This is a genomic window from Klebsiella pasteurii (assembly GCF_018139045.1).
Classification (GTDB): Bacteria; Pseudomonadota; Gammaproteobacteria; order Enterobacterales; family Enterobacteriaceae; genus Klebsiella; species Klebsiella grimontii.
The window spans coordinates 3923034-3939483 of sequence record NZ_CP073236.1; the positions used below are offsets into that span (position 1 = coordinate 3923034).

Genomic DNA, 16450 nt, shown 5'->3' on the forward strand with positions numbered 1-16450 from the left:
GATGGATTCGCAACGCAATCTTCTTATCATCGCTTTGTTGTTCGTGTCTTTCATGATCTGGCAAGCCTGGGAGCAGGATAACAATCCTCAACCTCAGCAGCAGACCACGCAGACAACGACCACAGCAACGGGTAGCGCCGCCGACCAGGGCGTACCGGCCAGTGGCCAGGGGAAACTGATTACGGTAAAAACCGATGTGCTTGACCTGACCATCAACACCAGCGGTGGTGATGTTGAGCAAGCGCTGCTTCTGGATTATCCGAAAGAGCTGAAGTCGACTGAGCCGTTCCAGTTACTGGAAACCACGCCGCAGTTTACCTATCAGGCGCAGAGCGGCCTGACCGGTCGTGATGGCCCGGACAACCCGGCTAACGGACCGCGTCCGTTGTATAACGTCGATAAAGATGCGTTTGTGCTGGCTGATGGCCAGAACGAAATCGTCATTCCTCTGACGTACACCGATAAAGCAGGCAACGTATTCACCAAAACCTTTACCCTGAAGCGCGGTGAATATGCGGTAAACGTCGGCTATAGCGTGCAGAACGCCAGCGAAAAACCGCTGGAAGTGTCGACGTTTGGTCAGCTGAAGCAAACGGCCAACCTGCCGACGCATCGCGATACGCAGACCGGCGGTCTGACAACGATGCACACCTTCCGCGGCGCGGCGTACTCAACGTCTGAAACGAAGTACGAAAAATATAAATTCGATACTATTATCGATAACGAAAACCTGAACGTTAGCACCAAAAATGGTTGGGTTGCCATGCTGCAGCAGTACTTCACAACCGCATGGGTTCCGCAGAACAACGGTACTAACAACTTCTACACCGCGAATCTCGGCAACGGTATTGTGGCGATCGGCTACAAATCGCAGCCGGTTCTGGTGCAGCCGGGTCAAACCGATAAGCTGGAAAGCACCCTGTGGGTCGGCCCGGCCATTCAGGACAAAATGGCTGCCGTTGCGCCACACCTTGACCTGACCGTCGACTACGGCTGGCTGTGGTTTATCTCTCAGCCGCTGTTCAAACTGCTGAAATGGATCCATAGCTTCCTGGGCAACTGGGGCTTCTCCATCATCGTCATCACCTTTATCGTTCGTGGCATCATGTACCCGCTGACTAAAGCGCAGTACACCTCCATGGCGAAGATGCGTATGCTGCAGCCGAAGATTCAGGCGATGCGCGAGCGTCTTGGCGACGACAAGCAGCGTCAAAGCCAGGAAATGATGGCCCTGTATAAAGCTGAGAAGGTTAACCCGCTGGGTGGCTGCTTCCCGCTGATAATCCAGATGCCAATCTTCCTTGCGCTGTACTACATGCTGAGCGCCTCGGTTGAACTGCGTCATGCGCCGTTTATCCTGTGGATCCACGACCTGTCTGCGCAAGACCCGTACTACATCCTGCCGATCATCATGGGCGCGACGATGTTCTTCATCCAGAAGATGTCTCCGACCACCGTGACCGACCCGATGCAGCAGAAGATCATGACCTTTATGCCGGTCATCTTCACGGTGTTCTTCCTGTGGTTCCCGTCCGGTCTGGTGGTTTACTATATCGTCAGCAACCTGGTCACCATTATTCAGCAGCAGCTGATTTACCGTGGTCTGGAGAAGCGTGGCCTTCATAGCCGCGAGAAGAAAAAATCCTGATACTCTTCATTCTTCAAGCCGCAGATGCGTTGGCTTCATTAGTTCGCCCCAGTCACTTACTACAGTAAGCTCCTGGGGCCTCACTAACTTGCCGCCTTTCTGCAACTTGAATTATTTCGAGTATCTACGGTAACGTTAATGCCAGAGAAGGCGGTCAATAGACCGCCTTTTTTACATCTACATAGAGAGTCACCATGAGCCATAACGACACTATCGTCGCCCAGGCAACCCCACCGGGACGCGGTGGTGTGGGCATTCTGCGCATCTCTGGCCTGAAGGCGCGCGACGTTGCGCAGGCGGTGCTGGGCAAGCTGCCGAAACCGCGCTATGCCGACTACCTGCCGTTTAAAGACAGCGACGGCAGTGCGCTGGATCAGGGGATTGCGCTGTGGTTCCCCGGCCCTAACTCCTTTACCGGTGAAGACGTGCTGGAGCTTCAGGGCCACGGCGGACCGGTTATCCTCGACCTGCTTCTGAAACGCATTCTGACGCTGCCGGGCGTGCGCATCGCCAGGCCCGGCGAGTTCTCCGAGCGCGCGTTTTTAAACGACAAGCTCGACCTGGCACAGGCAGAAGCCATTGCCGATCTAATCGACGCCAGCTCCGAGCAGGCGGCACGTTCTGCGCTGAATTCGCTGCAGGGCGCATTCTCTACCCGCGTAAACCATCTTGTGGAAGCGCTGACGCACCTGCGCATCTACGTGGAGGCGGCCATTGATTTCCCGGACGAAGAGATCGACTTCCTCTCCGATGGCAAAATTGAAGCCCAGCTAAACGACGTTATCGCCGATCTTGATGCCGTTCGCGCCGAAGCGCGCCAGGGCAGCCTGCTGCGCGAAGGGATGAAGGTCGTCATTGCCGGGCGGCCGAACGCCGGGAAATCAAGCCTGCTGAATGCGCTGGCGGGCCGGGAAGCGGCTATCGTCACCGATATTGCCGGTACCACCCGCGACGTGCTGCGCGAACATATCCATATCGATGGTATGCCGCTGCACATCATCGATACCGCCGGCCTGCGCGATGCGAACGATGAGGTCGAGCGCATCGGTATCGAGCGCGCCTGGCAGGAGATTGAACAGGCCGACCGCGTGCTATTTATGGTCGATGGCACCACCACTGACGCGACCGATCCGGCGGATATCTGGCCAGATTTTATCGCCCGTCTGCCGAAAAACCTGCCGATTACCGTCGTGCGCAACAAAGCGGATATAACCGGCGAAACGCTGGGGATGAGCGAAGTAAATGATCACTCACTTGTACGCCTTTCGGCGCGTACCGGCGAGGGCGTAGACGTACTGCGTAATCATCTCAAGCAGAGCATGGGCTTTGAAACCAATATGGAAGGCGGTTTTCTGGCGCGCCGCCGCCATCTACAGGCGCTGTCCGACGCCGCAGAGCATCTGCAGCAGGGTAAAGCGCAGCTGCTGGGCGCGTGGGCTGGCGAGCTGCTGGCGGAAGAGCTGCGCCTGGCTCAGCAGAACTTGAGCGAAATCACCGGCGAGTTTACCTCCGATGACCTGCTGGGGCGTATTTTCTCAAGTTTCTGTATTGGTAAATAAGCTCAGTATGTGAGCATTGACTAACCCGCATTAACGTCCTGTTAAAGCGGGTTTTTTATTATTTTTATTTATCATCTTCACCGTAGATTGGTTTATCTATTACCCTTATCGGCATCGCTGTTTTTAACGTGCCGGATGCAACCATGACTATCGATTACACCTTTATTGATACCGTCCCTTCTGCAGAAGATTTTTGTCGCCTGCGCGTCATATCAGGTATGTCGCCGCGCCCGCTGGAAGGCGCCCGTGCTGGCCTGCCGCGTAGCTGCTACGGCGTGCATATTCTCTATGAGGGCGTGACCGTTGGTATGGGGCGTATCGTCGGCGACGGCGCGCTGAACTTTGAAATTGTCGACGTCGCCGTGGACCCGGCCCATCAGGGAAAAGGTCTCGGTCGCCAGATCGTGCAAAAAATAGTTACCTGGCTTGATAACAACGCGTTTAAAGGGGCATACGTCTCGCTGGTGGCCGATGTTCCCGAACTGTACGCGAAATTCGGCTTTTCCAGCGTCAGGCCGGAAAGTGAAGGTATGGCGAAGATCTGGAAATAGCCCCGAGTACTAACGCCCTGTTTAGATGTAACCAGAATCGCCGTAACGGCGGAGGGGCATCCGGGGCTGCGGTATCTCCCGGATGCCGGTGATGCTATCAGAATTAAATAAAGTCGGCAGCGCGAAAAGCGTCCAGCGCGACGCGCTTTTGCTCGCTGGTCATCGGGCGCAGCGGGCGGCGCGGATCGCCGACGTCAATGTCGTGCAGCTGCATGGCCAGCTTCCCGGCCGCCACGCCGCCGTACTGAACCAGGATGCGAATAATCGCGATGACTTTATCCATACAGGCGGCAACGTCCTGATGATCCCCCTGGTTGAAGCTCTCGATCAGGCGATGATAGAGCGGCGCCGCGTAGTTATAGGTACTGCCCACCGCGCCGATGGCGCCGCAGGCCAGGCCTGCGGGTAAAAACTCATCCACGCCGAACGGAATATCGAACTGGCGATTGTTGACGCGCAGGCAGCGCTGGAACTCATACATATCCGCGGAGTTAAACTTCATACCGGACAGGTTCGGAATTTTATCCGCCGCGGCGATCAGAAACTGCTCCATATCGAGGCTCAGACCCGACATGCCGGAATGGTAGTAATAGAAGCCTTTTGACGGCGCCGCGGCGGCGATAATGCGGCAATATTCCACCAGATCGTCGACGGTAGACGGTTTAAAGAAGCACGGACCGATGACCGAGGTGGCAAAAATATCCAGGGTTTCAGCATGACGGCTCAGCTCCAGCGCATCGGCGATGCTGAGCGCCCCCGTGTGCAGCGTGATGCTGAGCTGTCCCTGGCTTGCCGCGACCCAGCGCTCGGCGATTTTTTTACGCTCGTCAACAGAACAGTGGATACCTTCTCCGGTTGTCCCACAGACGTAAGCGCCTTTAACGCCCTGGCGAATCAGGTGCTCGGCAATCCGATCGATAACGGGGTAGTTGACTTCGCCGTTGGCATCAAAAGGCGTGTGGGGAGCGGCAATAAGACCGGTTAGCTTTGTCATGTAAACCTCTAATGGTGTTTTTCTTCTTAAATAAATTTACTTTGAAGTATTACTCCACTTTAAGAGGTAACCATGCCGGTTGCAACTGGATACCGGCAGGGAGAAAAACGGGAGTAGAAGATTGTGACGAATCGCACAAAAATCGTTCTATTTGAGCGTGGACAGGGCATCCATCGTGCGCAGTTTATTGGCTCGGGCGGCTTCAGGATCTTTCTGCACCAGCAGCGTGTAAATGAGATCCAGTACGAAAAGCTGCGCCGTTTTGGTGCCAATGGAGTCGCCCTGCAGGCGTCCCTGGCGGTTGCCGTTAATCAGCGTAATATCCGCGACTTTACTCAATGGCGACCCGAGGTTATGCGTTAAGGCGACGGTGATGGCTCCGGCCTGCTTTGCCAGACTAAGGGCGTGGGTGGTTTCCGGCGAATGCCCGGAGTGGCTGATACCGATAGCGACATCGCCAGCCTTGAGCAGCGCGGCCTGCATATACATAAAGTGATTATTCGTTAAGGCATCGACGCGCATCCCGATTCGCATCAGCTTGTGCTTCATCTCTTCGGCGGTCAGCCCGGAGGCGCCAACGCCGAAGATAAAGGTGCTATTGCAGCTATGCAGCGCCTCAACGACCCGTTCAACCTGCTCCATATCCAGCAGATTGAGCGTTTCCGAGAGCACGGTCGAGATAGCGCCCTGGAGCTTGAGACCAATGGTGTGCGCATCGTCGGCTTTCTGAATTTCAGCCTCCAGAAGCGTGCTGTTGTCATCGGTATCGGTCATGGCCAGCTCAATAGCCAGCTCCATTTTGAAATTCTGAAAGCCTTTATAGCCCAGCTGTCGACAGAAACGGATCACCGACGCTTCGCCCGCGTTCACTTCCTCTGAGAGGTCGGCGATAGAAAGCTGCGTCACCTTGTGGGGGGAAGTCATCACAAACTGCGCAATGCTTTTCCCGACGCGGGTCATACTGCTTTGCATCGCTCCCAGGGTATCAAGTATTTTCCCGGCTTTGACCGGCGAAGTCGGAGTCGTCATCTCTTCCCTACTGTTTACGCGATTATCAGGCGCTAATGATGGAGTACAGCGCATCACCAGGCAATATGGATTTTTAAAAACGCCGTGCCGCCGCGTCTATATCCTGAGCGGCGAAAACATTTTACGTCTCATGGCGTGAGTCAGATCGCCTTTTTTCGTTTCTCCTATTCTGTGTCCATGATCTTGTTCACACATTTAATAAAATGCTCTTGTGGTGTTTAACTTCTAAAAAATACATTAAATGGAGTTTAACTTCATTTGGCTATGCGACACCCTGCTGTTTTAGGCCCGATAGCATAAAAACGCTGCTCATCACAGGAGAGCATATGAGTGAAATAATAAGTACCAAACCATGGTATAAGCATCTCAATAAGTCCCAGTGGCGGGCTTTCTCTGCAGCCTGGCTGGGCTATTTACTGGATGGTTTTGATTTCGTTTTAATCGCTCTGGTGCTCACCGAAGTACAAAGCGAATTTCAGCTCACCACGGTCCAGGCGGCGAGTATTATCTCCGCGGCATTTATCTCCCGTTGGTTCGGCGGCCTGCTGCTGGGGGCAATGGGCGACCGCTATGGCCGCCGCCTGGCGATGGTCAGCAGTATTATTCTTTTCTCCGTCGGTACGCTGGCCTGCGGCTTTGCGCCGGGATACACCTCGATGTTTATCGCCCGAATGGTGATCGGAATGGGGATGGCTGGCGAGTACGGCTCCAGCGCCACCTATGTTATTGAAAGCTGGCCAAAACATCTGCGTAACAAAGCCAGCGGTTTCCTGATCTCAGGCTTTTCCGTCGGCGCCGTTGTGGCGGCGCAGGTTTACAGCCTGGTGGTGCCCCTCTGGGGCTGGCGCGCCTTATTCTTCCTCGGCATTTTGCCGATTATTTTCGCGCTGTGGCTGCGTAAAAATATTCCGGAAACGGAAGACTGGAAAGAGCGGCAGACGAAGAAAGCGCCGGTGCGGACGATGGTGGATATCCTCTATCGCGGTAAATATCGCGCCATGAATATAGCAACGACGCTGATCGCAACGGCAGCGCTGTGGTTCTGCTTCGCAGGTAACCAGCACAACCCGCTTGTGGTGATTGCCCTGGCGCTCGTTTGCACCGTTATTTTCATCAGCTTCATGGTACAGAGCAGCGGAAAACGCTGGCCGACCGGCGTGATGCTGATGGTTGTCGTTCTGTTCGCCTTCCTCTATTCGTGGCCTATCCAGGCGCTGCTGCCAACCTATCTGAAAACCGAGTTGGCATACGATCCGGCGACGGTTGCGAAGGTACTTTTCTTCAGTGGATTCGGCGCGGCCGTCGGTTGCATCGTCGGCGGATTCCTTGGCGACTGGTTGGGCACGCGTAAAGCCTACGTTTACAGCCTGCTGGCCTCGCAGGTACTGATTATCCCTGTCTTCGCCATCGGCGGCGCCAGCCTCTGGGGTCTGGGCCTCCTGCTCTTCTTCCAGCAGATGCTGGGACAGGGGATCGCGGGAATACTGCCGAAACTGATCGGTGGTTACTTTGACACCGATCAGCGCGCTGCCGGTCTGGGCTTCACCTACAACGTCGGCGCTCTGGGCGGTGCGGCGGCGCCGGTCCTCGGCGCGCTGGTCGCACAGCATATGCATCTGGGTACGGCGCTGGGGTCGCTCTCTTTTGGATTGACGTTTGTGGTGATCCTGCTGATTGGCCTGGATATGCCGTCTCGCGTACAGCGCTGGATTCGCCCGGAGGCGCTGCGAACCCATGACGCTATTGATGGCAAACCGTTTAGCGGGGCAAAGGTTCGTCACGACAAAGCGGACGCTCCGCTTTGCAGTAAACATTAAATTCATGCGCCCGGCGCTGTCGGGCGCAAACGGAAGTAAGGGATAGCGCTATGTCTTTATTTGATACTTTGGATGTGAAGGTTAAAGAATTGGGCGGACTCATTGTCTCGTGCCAGCCGGTGCCGGGCAGCCCGTTAGATAAGCCTGAAATAGTCGCGGCGATGGCGCTGGCGGCGGTCAAGACGGGAGCAGTCGCGGTACGTATTGAAGGCATTAATAACCTGAAGGCCACGCGCGAACTTATTTCAGTACCCATTATCGGCATCATCAAGCGCGACCTGCCGGACTCGCCGGTGCGCATCACGCCGTTCCTTGAGGATGTGGACGCGCTGGCGCAGGCGGGTGCGGATATTATCGCCTTTGACGGCACGGATCGCCCGCGTCCGGCCAGCGTGAAGGCGACTATCGAGCGTATTCATCAGCAGGGCTGCGTCGCGATGGCAGACTGCTCGAACCTTGAAGACGGTACTCGCTGCCACGCTCTGGGCGCAGAAATTATCGGCACTACGCTATCCGGGTATACCACGGATGCGGTACCTACCGAACCGGATTTCCCGCTAGTGCAGGCGCTGAGCGCCAAAGGATACCGGGTCATTGCCGAAGGGCGGTTCAACTCCCCGGCCCTGGCAGCGCAGGCCATAATGCAAGGCGCATGGGCGGTGACCGTCGGTTCCGCGATTACGCGTATTGAACACATCTGCCAGTGGTACCGCGATGCGCTGGCTGAGGTTGCGCTATGACGACGCTGGCGATAGACATCGGCGGCACCAAGCTGGCCGCCGCGCTAATTGATACGCAGCATCGTCTGTTGGAGAAACGAGCGCTGCCGACGCCCGCCAGCAAAACGCCGGCGGCACTGACGGAGGCGTTGAGCGCGCTGGTCGCGCCTTTCGCGGGGCAGGCCCGGCGGATAGCGGTCGCCTCGACGGGAATCATTCGTCACAGCGTACTGACGGCGTTAAACCCGGATAACCTTGGCGGGCTGGCGCAGTTTCCTCTGCGGGAGACGCTGGCGCAGCTGACGGGGCGACCGTGCCTGGTCGTGAACGATGCGCAGGCGGCGGCCTGGGCCGAATATCACGCCCTGTCTGTCGATGCCGACGAGATGGTATTCATCACCATCTCAACGGGCGTGGGCGGCGGTATCATCTGCAACGGTCGGCTCCTGTCCGGGAACGAGGGGCTAGCCGGGCATATCGGGCACACGCTGGCCGATCCGCACGGTCCGCGCTGCGGCTGCGGTCGCACCGGCTGCGTAGAGGCTATTGCCTCCGGCAGAGGGATCGCCGCGCTGGCGACGGACGATCTGCAGGGGATGACGGCCAAATCCATTTTTACTCTTGCGCAGAGCGGCCATCCGCAGGCAACGTCGTTAGTCCACCGTTCGGCGCAAACCATCGCCCGGCTGATTGCCGACATGAAGGCCAGCGTTAACTGCCAGTGTGCCGTACTGGGCGGCAGCATCGGGCTGGCGCCCGGCTATCTCCCGCTAGTTGAGACCTATCTGGCGCAGGAACCTGCGGTCTATCAGACGAAGATTGTAGCCGCACACTATCAGCATGATGCCGGTCTGATTGGCGCGGCGTTGTTAGCGGAGGACAAAGCATTATGATTATCGGCGATATCCACCATCCGGAACGCGCGGGACTGTTACCCGTTCTGCTTCAGGCCGTGAGGCTGGCCGTAAAAGTTCAGCCGCAGCAGTGTGAGCCGGGTCGTTATGAGTTGCAGGGCGATGATATTTATATGAACGTCATGCGCTTCGCCACGCAGTCGGCGGAAAGTAAAAAAGCGGAGCTGCACGAAAAATTTATTGATATTCAGATCCTGCTGCAAGGCGAGGAGACAATCCACTGCGGCGTAGCCGACAGCGCCCGTGAGTGCGACGTCTGGCATAAAGAAGAGGACTACCAGCTGTGCGCAGCTATCGCCGACCAGCAGCAGGTGACCCTGAAGCCTGGCATGTTCGCCATTTTTTTTCCTGGCGAACCGCATAAGCCGGGCGTGCAGGGCGCAGCGAGCATGGAGATAAAAAAAGCAGTAATTAAAGTTAACCGCGCGCTGCTTGTCTGAGTCGCTTCCTTCGCCCGCCAGGTATGCCTCCTGGCGGGATGGCCTCCCGACGCCAAAGCGGCGCTTGCTTCGTCGCTTTTCCTCCCAGGAAATCATTGTTGTCCAAATGGCAACTCGTACTACCGCACGAACCCCTCTATGCTGTACGGCAATCTTATGCGAGGGTTCTATGGCACGCTTTCTTATCTGCAGTTTTGCGCTGGTTCTGCTTTATCCATCCGGTATTGATATGTATCTGGTCGGCCTGCCGCGCATTGCGCAGGATCTGGGGGCTAGTGAAGCGCAGCTGCACATCGCCTTCTCGGTTTATCTGGCGGGGATGGCCGCAGCCATGCTGTTTGCTGGCCGTATCGCCGACAAGTCAGGCCGTAAGCCAGTGGCGATTTTCGGCGCCGTTGTTTTCATACTCGCCTCCCTTATCTGCTCGCAGGCGCAGGTCAGCGCCCACTTCCTGGCGGGGCGTTTTATTCAGGGGATTGGCGCCGGCAGCTGCTACGTCGTTGCCTTTGCGGTGCTGCGCGATACCCTCGACGATCGCCGCCGGGCGAAGGTGCTTTCCCTCCTTAACGGCATCACCTGCATTATTCCGGTGCTGGCGCCGGTACTCGGCCACCTGATTATGCTGAAATACCCCTGGCAGAGCCTGTTCTATACCATGACCGGCATGGGCGTTCTGGTGGGACTGCTGTCGATATTTATCTTGCGGGAAACGCGTCCAACATCCGTTCCGCAGGCGGCGCAGCAAAATGTGGCCCTCGAATCGCTGCTTAACCGCTTTTTCCTCAGCCGAATGATCATGACTACCCTCAGCGTGACGGCTATTCTGACCTACGTTAACGTCTCCCCGGTGCTCATGATGGAAGTGATGGGCTTCGATCGCGGGACTTATTCCATGGCGATGGCACTCATGGCGCTAGTGAGCATGGTGGTATCGTTCTCGACGCCGTTTGCTCTGTCGCTCTTTAAACCCCGCACCCTGATGCTGACCTCGCAGGCGCTCTTTTTTATCGCGGGCGTGCTGCTGAGCCTTGCCACCAGCCAGACGATAACGATGCTGGGGCTGGGACTGATTTGCGCCGGGTTCTCCGCCGGCTTTGGCGTGGCGATGAGCCAGGCCCTGGGGCCATTTACTCTACGCGCTGGCATGGCGAGTTCAGTTTTGGGGATTGCTCAGGTTTGCGGCTCTTCACTGTGGATTTGGCTGGCGGCTATCATCGGGCTCAGCGCGATGAATATGCTGATCGGGATACTTATTGCCTGTAGCATAGTGAGTATTGTTCTGATTATGGTCGCCTCTCCGGCGCGGGCCGCGCAACGCTATGAAGAAACCCCTGTCGAGTCTCGATCTTAATTTACTGCTGTGCCTGCAGCTCTTAACTCAGGAGCTCAGCGTTACCCGCACGGCGAAGCGGATGAACGTTTCGCCATCGGCGGTGAGCAAGTCGCTGGCCAAACTCCGAGCCTGGTTTGACGATCCGCTGTTTGTCAAAACGCCTCTGGGGCTGTCGCCCACGCCGCTGATGAGCAGTATGGAGCAGGATCTGGCGGACTGGATGCAGATGGGTAATCAGATCCTCGACAAGCCCCATCACACTATGCCAAGCGGGCTAAAGTTTGAGCTGGCGGCGGAGTCGCCCCTGCTGATGATCCTGTTGAATACGCTTTCACAGCGGATCTACCAGCGCTATCCGCAGGCGCTGATCCGCCTGCGCAACTGGGATTACGATTCGCTGGATGCCATTATTCGCGGCGAAGTCGACATCGGTTTTTGCGGCCGGGAAACCCATCCTCGCTCCCGTGAACAGCTCAGCCTGCTGCCCTGGTATATCGATTTTGAAATCCTGTTCACCGATCTACCGCAGGTATGGCTGCGCGCCGACCATCCCGCGCTGAACGATGAATGGAATCTGGACGCTTTCCTGCGCTACCCGCATATCAATATCTGTTGGGAACAAAGCGATACCTGGGCGCTGGATGATGTTCTGCACGACCTGGGGCATAAACGCACCGTGGCGTTAACCGTTCCGGGCTTTGAACAGTCGCTGTTTATGGCAGCCCAGCCTCATCATACGATGCTGGCCACCGCCCCGCGTTATTGCCAGCGCTACAATCAGCAGCATCATCTGCCGCTGGTCTCACTGCCGCTGCCGCTGGAACCGTCGCAGCTGGAGAAAATACGCGTCCCCTTTACCCTCCTGTGGCATAAGCGCAACAGCTACAACCCGAAGATCGTCTGGCTACGAGAAACGCTGAGACAGCTTTACACTGAACCGCTATAGCGCTGGTTTAGCCCGCCTTGCGCAATAAATTGTAAAATTCATGCGATTTCTCTTTTCAACGGATGATTTCCGCATTAAAACCTGACAATTCTGAGCGATAATATAATTCGCAATTTCTATCATTGACCATTAATCACGGAGCGACGAATGGCAACGCATTTTGCAAGAGGGATACTCAACACCCGGGAACCGCTATCAACACGCCTGTCAGCGGCCTGCCATCAATCCGCCAGGCGCCTGCCTGAGTACCGACAAAGCCGCTATCGCGCTTCCCGGTCACTCCTCGCAGAACTCCTCTTTATGTTGTACGGCATCAGCGAACTACCTGAAATCATTGATGAAGAAAATGGAAAACCCGCATTTCGCGACGAACATCTCCCGCGTTTCTCCATCTCCTATGCTGGAAATATCGTTGGCGTCGCGTTAACCACCGAAGGCGATTGCGGCCTGGATATGGAATTACCGCACGCCACCCGCGGTTTACACTCCCCGCACGACGCCGACCGCTACGTTTTCAACAGTAATGAGCGTGTATGGATTAGCAATCAGCACGATCCTGACGAAGCTCGCGCTCAGCTTGACGCGCTGCGCAAAAGCGTCATGAAACTGACCGGCGAAACCGCCGTTAACCTACAGCTTCTTCCGGGCTCCGGGCGGTTAAGGACAAGTGGGACGCAGGCAATCGAAGCCGTCTGCGATGCCGAAACGGTGCTGGTCTGGTCCATCGCCGCCAGCCCGGATATCGGTCAGCTGAAAGTCTGGGAATATAATGGTAAAGAGGGCTGGCGCAGCCTGCCCGACGCGCAGGCTCGCGCCAAAGAACCGTCCGCCCGGCTTATGCGCTTTACCCATTTACCGTTAGAAAAAGCCATCTCCCTCAACTGACCGGTTTTCCCGGCCATCATGATGCAAAGGAGCAATTATGTCTGATACGTTGAAAATTGTTACGTTACTCGGAAGTCTGCGCAAAGGCTCTTTTAATGCCATGGTCGCGCGTACCCTCCCCGGCATCGCGCCCGCAGGTATGGCGGTTTCCGCATTACCGTCCATTGGCGATATTCCACTCTATGATGCCGATGTCCAGCAGGAAGAGGGATTCCCACAAAGCGTTCAGGATATCGCGCAGCAAATTCGCGAGGCCGACGGTGTGGTCATCGTGACGCCAGAATATAACTATTCGGTTCCCGGCGGCCTGAAAAACGCCATCGACTGGCTATCTCGTCTGCCGGAACAGCCGCTGGCCGGTAAGCCGGTACTGATTCAAACCAGTTCGATGGGGGCTATTGGCGGTGCGCGCTGTCAGTATCACCTGCGTCAGATTCTGGTATTCCTCGATGCAATGGTGATGAATAAGCCCGAATTTATGGGCGGCGTGATTCAGAACAAAGTGGATCCGCAGGAGGGGAAAGTCGTCGATCAGAGTACGCTCGATCATCTGAGCGGACAGCTGAGCGCTTTTGCCGAGTATATTCAGCGGGTTAAGGCCTGACAGACGCCGTCACGCTCGTCAGAACGGGCGAGTGTGACGGCGCAGGAATTAATGCGCGTCGATAAACACAATCTTCAGTACAAACAGCAGCGAAACCACAATCACGCACGGACTGAGGTCACGCAGGCGGCCGGTACCAATCTTCATAACGCAGTAAGAGATAAAGCCTAAGGCAATACCTTCCGTAATGGAGAAGCTGAACGGCATCATCACGGCGGTAATAAACGCAGGCACTGATTCGGTTAAATCATCCCACTTCACCCGCGCAAGACTGGAGGTCATCAGGACGCCAACGTAAATCAGCGCACCGGCTGCGGCATAGGCCGGGACCATACCCGCCAGCGGCGACAGGAAAATCACCAGCAGGAACAAGAGCCCAACGACCACAGCGGTTAAGCCGGTACGGCCGCCCACGGAAACGCCTGAGGACGATTCAATATAGGCGGTTACGGAAGAGGTGCCGATAAAGGAGCCCGCAACGGACGATACGCTATCGACAAACAGCGCCTGCTTCATACGCGGGAACTTGCCCTGCGCATCGGCCAGACCGGCCTTATCGGTCACACCGATCAGCGTGCCGGAGGAGTCGAACAGGTTAACCAGCATAAACGAGAAGATCACGCCCGCCAGGCCGAGATTCAGCGAGCCCGCCAGGTCAACATGACCAATCACCGTAGTCACGCTCGGCGGCATGGACACGATGCCTGTGTAGTGAACGTCACCCAGCATCCAGCCCAGCAGCGTGGTAACCACGATAGAAACCAACACCGCCGCGTGGATGTTGCGGGAAGCCAGAATTGCAATAATAAAGAAGCCAAGAATACCCAGCAGCACGCTGTGGGACGTCAGGTTGCCGATACTCACCAGGGTTTCCGGGTTGGCGACGATAACGCCCGCATTTTTCAGGCCCATCATACCGATAAACAGGCCGATACCGCTGGTGATGCCAATACGCAGGCTAACCGGGATATTGGCAATCATCCAGTAGCGCACGCGGAAAATCGTCAGCAGCAGCAGGCCAACGGCGCCCCAGAAAATCGCGCCCATCCCGACCTGCCAGGGCAAGCCCATCGCCTGTACCACGACAAAAGCAAAGAAGGCGTTCAGGCCCATTGCCGGCGCCAGCGCCACCGGGAGGTTAGCGAACAGCCCCATCATAATGCTGCCGAATGCGGCAATCAGACAGGTTGTGACAAAAACGGCGCTGGTATCCATACCCGCCACGCCGAGAATCTGTGGGTTAACAAAAACGATGTACACCATTGTCAGAAAAGTGGTGAAACCTGCAATCGCTTCGGTGCGTGCCGTGGTGCCGTGTTCACGTAATTTGAACACGCGCTCCAGCAGACCCTGGCCAGATGACTGGCTGGTTTGTTGTTGACTCATTATCGGTTTCCGAACAAAGGAGGGAAAATTCGTCGCTATCCTATACCAAAATGCGACAATAAGGGCGGTTGTGAGATACTTTTTTTCATCGATTTTGCTTATACGGCAACGATTGCGTCTCACCAATCAGCATGACGAAAACGTTAACTTATTAAAATGGAAACGACATGACCCAACCAGAAGCAGTATTTTTCGACTGTGACGGCACGCTGGTCGACAGCGAGGTGATCTGCTCCCGCGCCTACGTTCACATGTTCAGGGAATTCGGCATTACGCTGGATTTAGAAGAGATTTTTAAGCGCTTCAAAGGCGTAAAGCTGTACGAGATTATCGATACTATTAACGCGGAGTACAGCGTTAATCTGGATAAGGCGACCCTTGAACCGGTTTACCGCGATGAAGTCGCACGCCTGTTTGATACTGAACTGGAAGTCATTTCTGGCGCCCAGGCGCTGCTGGACGCGGTCAACGTGCCGATGTGCGTGGTCTCCAACGGCCCGGTCAGCAAAATGCAGCACTCTCTCGGTAAAACAGGCATGCTGCGCCATTTCCCCGAGCGTCTGTATAGCGGCTACGATATCCAGCGCTGGAAGCCCGATCCGGCGCTAATGCTGCATGCCGCAAAAGCGATGAACGTTAACGTCGAGAACTGCATTCTGGTCGACGACTCCAGCGCAGGCGCGCAGTCGGGGATCGCGGCAGGCATGGAGGTGTTCTACTTCTGCGCCGATCCGCACAACAAGCCCATCGACCATCCGAAAGTGACGACGTTTACCCGTCTGGAAGCGCTGCCGGAACTGTGGAAAGCGCGCGGCTGGCATATTACTCGATAAAAGCCGCAGCGTAGCGCAACCCGGGAGCGTCCCGCCTGCGCTACGCTGAAAGTGGATTACGGTTGACTCAATTCCGCAGCCGCCGCTTTATCAGCCACTATCACCAGGGATGGATGCAGTTTCAGCACAGATGCCGGAACCCGCTCGCTGACTTCGCCTTCAATCACCTGTTTTAGCGCCTGCGCTTTTGCCGCTCCGCTGACGATCAGCAGCAAATTTTTCGCCGCCATGACGCTTTTCGGCCCCATCGTGACGTAGCTATCCGGCACCGCGGAGAAGTCGCCGCCCATTTCGCCGTGCGCGACGAGATCCACCAAACCCCCGATGATAGGAACTTCCACCGTCGCATCGTGGAACCGCGTGGTATTCGGCAAGTTACCGCAAAAATGGCCGTCAGCGCCGAGGCCCATCACCATCAGATCGAGGCCCCCTTCTTCGTGTAACCGCTGGTCGTGATGGATAAAGTTTGCATGGCTGAGCTTGTGAATGTTCTCTTCAGGGATCTGAGCGGGAGTGAAAAATAGGTTGCGCAGATTGGAAATGGTCACGCCTTCGCGATCCTGTCCGCGGAACGGGATCTCGTCAAAATTGTAATAATGGACTTGAGAATAGAACGATTTGCCTTTAATCGCTGCCGTCAGATGTTCATACATTTTCTTCGGCGTACTGCCTGCCGTTACCGCCAGATTCATCCTCCGCGGCGCAGTGATGTAGCCTAAGACATGATGGCTGGCGACCAGGCTCATCTCGGCATAATCTTCCGTCACGATTAACTTCATGTTATCTCCCTGA

The 16450-nt window shown here is 56.1% G+C and carries 16 protein-coding genes; 12 read left to right on the forward strand and 4 right to left on the reverse strand.

The annotated features are described in order from the left end of the window. Position 1: 1 nt before the first annotated feature. The 3 genes from yidC (at position 2) to KCG39_RS18470 (ending at position 3758) form a co-directional block, all read left to right on the forward strand. A complete protein-coding gene (gene yidC / locus KCG39_RS18460; protein ID WP_004126953.1) occupies positions 2 to 1648 on the forward strand; it encodes a membrane protein insertase YidC in 1647 nt (548 codons plus the stop codon). A 194-nt stretch (positions 1649 to 1842) separates the two neighbouring features. Then, the gene (gene mnmE, locus KCG39_RS18465; RefSeq protein ID WP_142468041.1) at positions 1843 to 3207 is read left to right on the forward strand and encodes a tRNA uridine-5-carboxymethylaminomethyl(34) synthesis GTPase MnmE; all 1365 of its coding nucleotides are present in this window, start codon (positions 1843 to 1845) and stop codon (positions 3205 to 3207) included. A gap of 143 nt (positions 3208 to 3350) precedes the next feature. Next, positions 3351 to 3758: a GNAT family N-acetyltransferase gene (locus KCG39_RS18470; protein WP_004126960.1), complete on the forward strand. Its 408-nt coding sequence runs from the start codon at positions 3351 to 3353 to the stop codon at positions 3756 to 3758. Positions 3759 to 3861: 103 nt separating this feature from the next. Here KCG39_RS18470 and KCG39_RS18475 read toward each other — a convergent pair whose 3' ends face one another. Further along, the gene (locus KCG39_RS18475; protein ID WP_004126964.1) at positions 3862 to 4752 is read right to left on the reverse strand and encodes a dihydrodipicolinate synthase family protein; all 891 of its coding nucleotides are present in this window, start codon (positions 4750 to 4752) and stop codon (positions 3862 to 3864) included. Positions 4753 to 4899: 147 nt separating this feature from the next. Continuing rightward, positions 4900 to 5781 (reverse strand): MurR/RpiR family transcriptional regulator, encoded by an 882-nt coding sequence (locus tag KCG39_RS18480; RefSeq protein ID WP_004126967.1) that lies wholly within the window; start codon positions 5779 to 5781, stop codon positions 4900 to 4902. 326 nt (positions 5782 to 6107) lie between these two features. On the opposite strand from KCG39_RS18480, the gene KCG39_RS18485 reads away from it, so the two are divergent. The 8 genes from KCG39_RS18485 (at position 6108) to KCG39_RS18520 (ending at position 13439) form a co-directional block, all read left to right on the forward strand. Beyond that, positions 6108 to 7598 carry an MFS transporter gene (locus tag KCG39_RS18485; protein WP_004126970.1) on the forward strand — a complete coding sequence of 497 codons (1491 nt, stop codon included), beginning with the start codon at positions 6108 to 6110 and terminating at the stop codon, positions 7596 to 7598. A 50-nt stretch (positions 7599 to 7648) separates the two neighbouring features. Further along, a complete protein-coding gene (locus KCG39_RS18490) occupies positions 7649 to 8338 on the forward strand; it encodes an N-acetylmannosamine-6-phosphate 2-epimerase (protein WP_004126973.1) in 690 nt (229 codons plus the stop codon). After that, on the forward strand, positions 8335 to 9210 hold the full coding sequence (gene nanK, locus KCG39_RS18495) for an N-acetylmannosamine kinase (RefSeq protein WP_142468039.1): 876 nt from the start codon (positions 8335 to 8337) through the stop codon (positions 9208 to 9210). The genes KCG39_RS18490 and nanK overlap by 4 nt, the downstream gene beginning before the upstream one ends. Then, positions 9207 to 9671, forward strand: coding sequence for an N-acetylneuraminate anomerase (gene nanQ, locus KCG39_RS18500; protein WP_004126981.1), 465 nt, complete (start codon positions 9207 to 9209; stop codon positions 9669 to 9671). The genes nanK and nanQ overlap by 4 nt, the downstream gene beginning before the upstream one ends. A gap of 169 nt (positions 9672 to 9840) precedes the next feature. Next, positions 9841 to 11022 carry an MFS transporter gene (locus KCG39_RS18505; protein WP_123828624.1) on the forward strand — a complete coding sequence of 394 codons (1182 nt, stop codon included), beginning with the start codon at positions 9841 to 9843 and terminating at the stop codon, positions 11020 to 11022. Then, entirely contained in the window at positions 10991 to 11950 is a 960-nt protein-coding gene (gene yidZ, locus KCG39_RS18510; protein WP_004126988.1) for an HTH-type transcriptional regulator YidZ, read from the forward strand. Before KCG39_RS18505 ends, yidZ begins: the two co-directional genes overlap by 32 nt. A gap of 147 nt (positions 11951 to 12097) precedes the next feature. After that, the gene (locus KCG39_RS18515) at positions 12098 to 12835 is read left to right on the forward strand and encodes a 4'-phosphopantetheinyl transferase family protein (protein ID WP_142447100.1); all 738 of its coding nucleotides are present in this window, start codon (positions 12098 to 12100) and stop codon (positions 12833 to 12835) included. 37 nt (positions 12836 to 12872) lie between these two features. Next, the gene (locus KCG39_RS18520) at positions 12873 to 13439 is read left to right on the forward strand and encodes an NADPH-dependent FMN reductase (RefSeq protein WP_004126998.1); all 567 of its coding nucleotides are present in this window, start codon (positions 12873 to 12875) and stop codon (positions 13437 to 13439) included. A gap of 48 nt (positions 13440 to 13487) precedes the next feature. On the opposite strand, the gene adeP is transcribed toward KCG39_RS18520, so the two are convergent. Continuing rightward, positions 13488 to 14825 (reverse strand): adenine permease AdeP, encoded by a 1338-nt coding sequence (gene adeP / locus KCG39_RS18525; RefSeq protein ID WP_004127003.1) that lies wholly within the window; start codon positions 14823 to 14825, stop codon positions 13488 to 13490. 167 nt (positions 14826 to 14992) lie between these two features. On the opposite strand from adeP, the gene yieH reads away from it, so the two are divergent. Beyond that, on the forward strand, positions 14993 to 15658 hold the full coding sequence (gene yieH / locus KCG39_RS18530) for a 6-phosphogluconate phosphatase (RefSeq protein WP_004127005.1): 666 nt from the start codon (positions 14993 to 14995) through the stop codon (positions 15656 to 15658). A 56-nt stretch (positions 15659 to 15714) separates the two neighbouring features. Here the strand turns inward: yieH and KCG39_RS18535 are convergent, their stop codons facing one another. Then, complete coding sequence (locus tag KCG39_RS18535) at positions 15715 to 16437, reverse strand: glucosamine-6-phosphate deaminase (protein ID WP_004127007.1); 723 nt, start codon at positions 16435 to 16437, stop codon at positions 15715 to 15717. Positions 16438 to 16450: the final 13 nt, after the last annotated feature.

Bases quoted from the DNA above. Each gene is read 5' to 3' on its own strand.
- yidC (WP_004126953.1), top strand. From the start codon at position 2: ATGGATTCGCAACGCAATCTTCTTATCATCGCTTTGTTGTTCGTGTCT.
- mnmE (WP_142468041.1), top strand. From the start codon at position 1,843: ATGAGCCATAACGACACTATCGTCGCCCAGGCAACCCCACCGGGACGC.
- KCG39_RS18470 (WP_004126960.1), top strand. From the start codon at position 3,351: ATGACTATCGATTACACCTTTATTGATACCGTCCCTTCTGCAGAAGAT.
- KCG39_RS18475 (WP_004126964.1), bottom strand. From the start codon at position 4,752: ATGACAAAGCTAACCGGTCTTATTGCCGCTCCCCACACGCCTTTTGAT.
- KCG39_RS18480 (WP_004126967.1), bottom strand. From the start codon at position 5,781: ATGACGACTCCGACTTCGCCGGTCAAAGCCGGGAAAATACTTGATACC.
- KCG39_RS18485 (WP_004126970.1), top strand. From the start codon at position 6,108: ATGAGTGAAATAATAAGTACCAAACCATGGTATAAGCATCTCAATAAG.
- KCG39_RS18490 (WP_004126973.1), top strand. From the start codon at position 7,649: ATGTCTTTATTTGATACTTTGGATGTGAAGGTTAAAGAATTGGGCGGA.
- nanK (WP_142468039.1), top strand. From the start codon at position 8,335: ATGACGACGCTGGCGATAGACATCGGCGGCACCAAGCTGGCCGCCGCG.
- nanQ (WP_004126981.1), top strand. From the start codon at position 9,207: ATGATTATCGGCGATATCCACCATCCGGAACGCGCGGGACTGTTACCC.
- KCG39_RS18505 (WP_123828624.1), top strand. From the start codon at position 9,841: ATGGCACGCTTTCTTATCTGCAGTTTTGCGCTGGTTCTGCTTTATCCA.
- yidZ (WP_004126988.1), top strand. From the start codon at position 10,991: ATGAAGAAACCCCTGTCGAGTCTCGATCTTAATTTACTGCTGTGCCTG.
- KCG39_RS18515 (WP_142447100.1), top strand. From the start codon at position 12,098: ATGGCAACGCATTTTGCAAGAGGGATACTCAACACCCGGGAACCGCTA.
- KCG39_RS18520 (WP_004126998.1), top strand. From the start codon at position 12,873: ATGTCTGATACGTTGAAAATTGTTACGTTACTCGGAAGTCTGCGCAAA.
- adeP (WP_004127003.1), bottom strand. From the start codon at position 14,825: ATGAGTCAACAACAAACCAGCCAGTCATCTGGCCAGGGTCTGCTGGAG.
- yieH (WP_004127005.1), top strand. From the start codon at position 14,993: ATGACCCAACCAGAAGCAGTATTTTTCGACTGTGACGGCACGCTGGTC.
- KCG39_RS18535 (WP_004127007.1), bottom strand. From the start codon at position 16,437: ATGAAGTTAATCGTGACGGAAGATTATGCCGAGATGAGCCTGGTCGCC.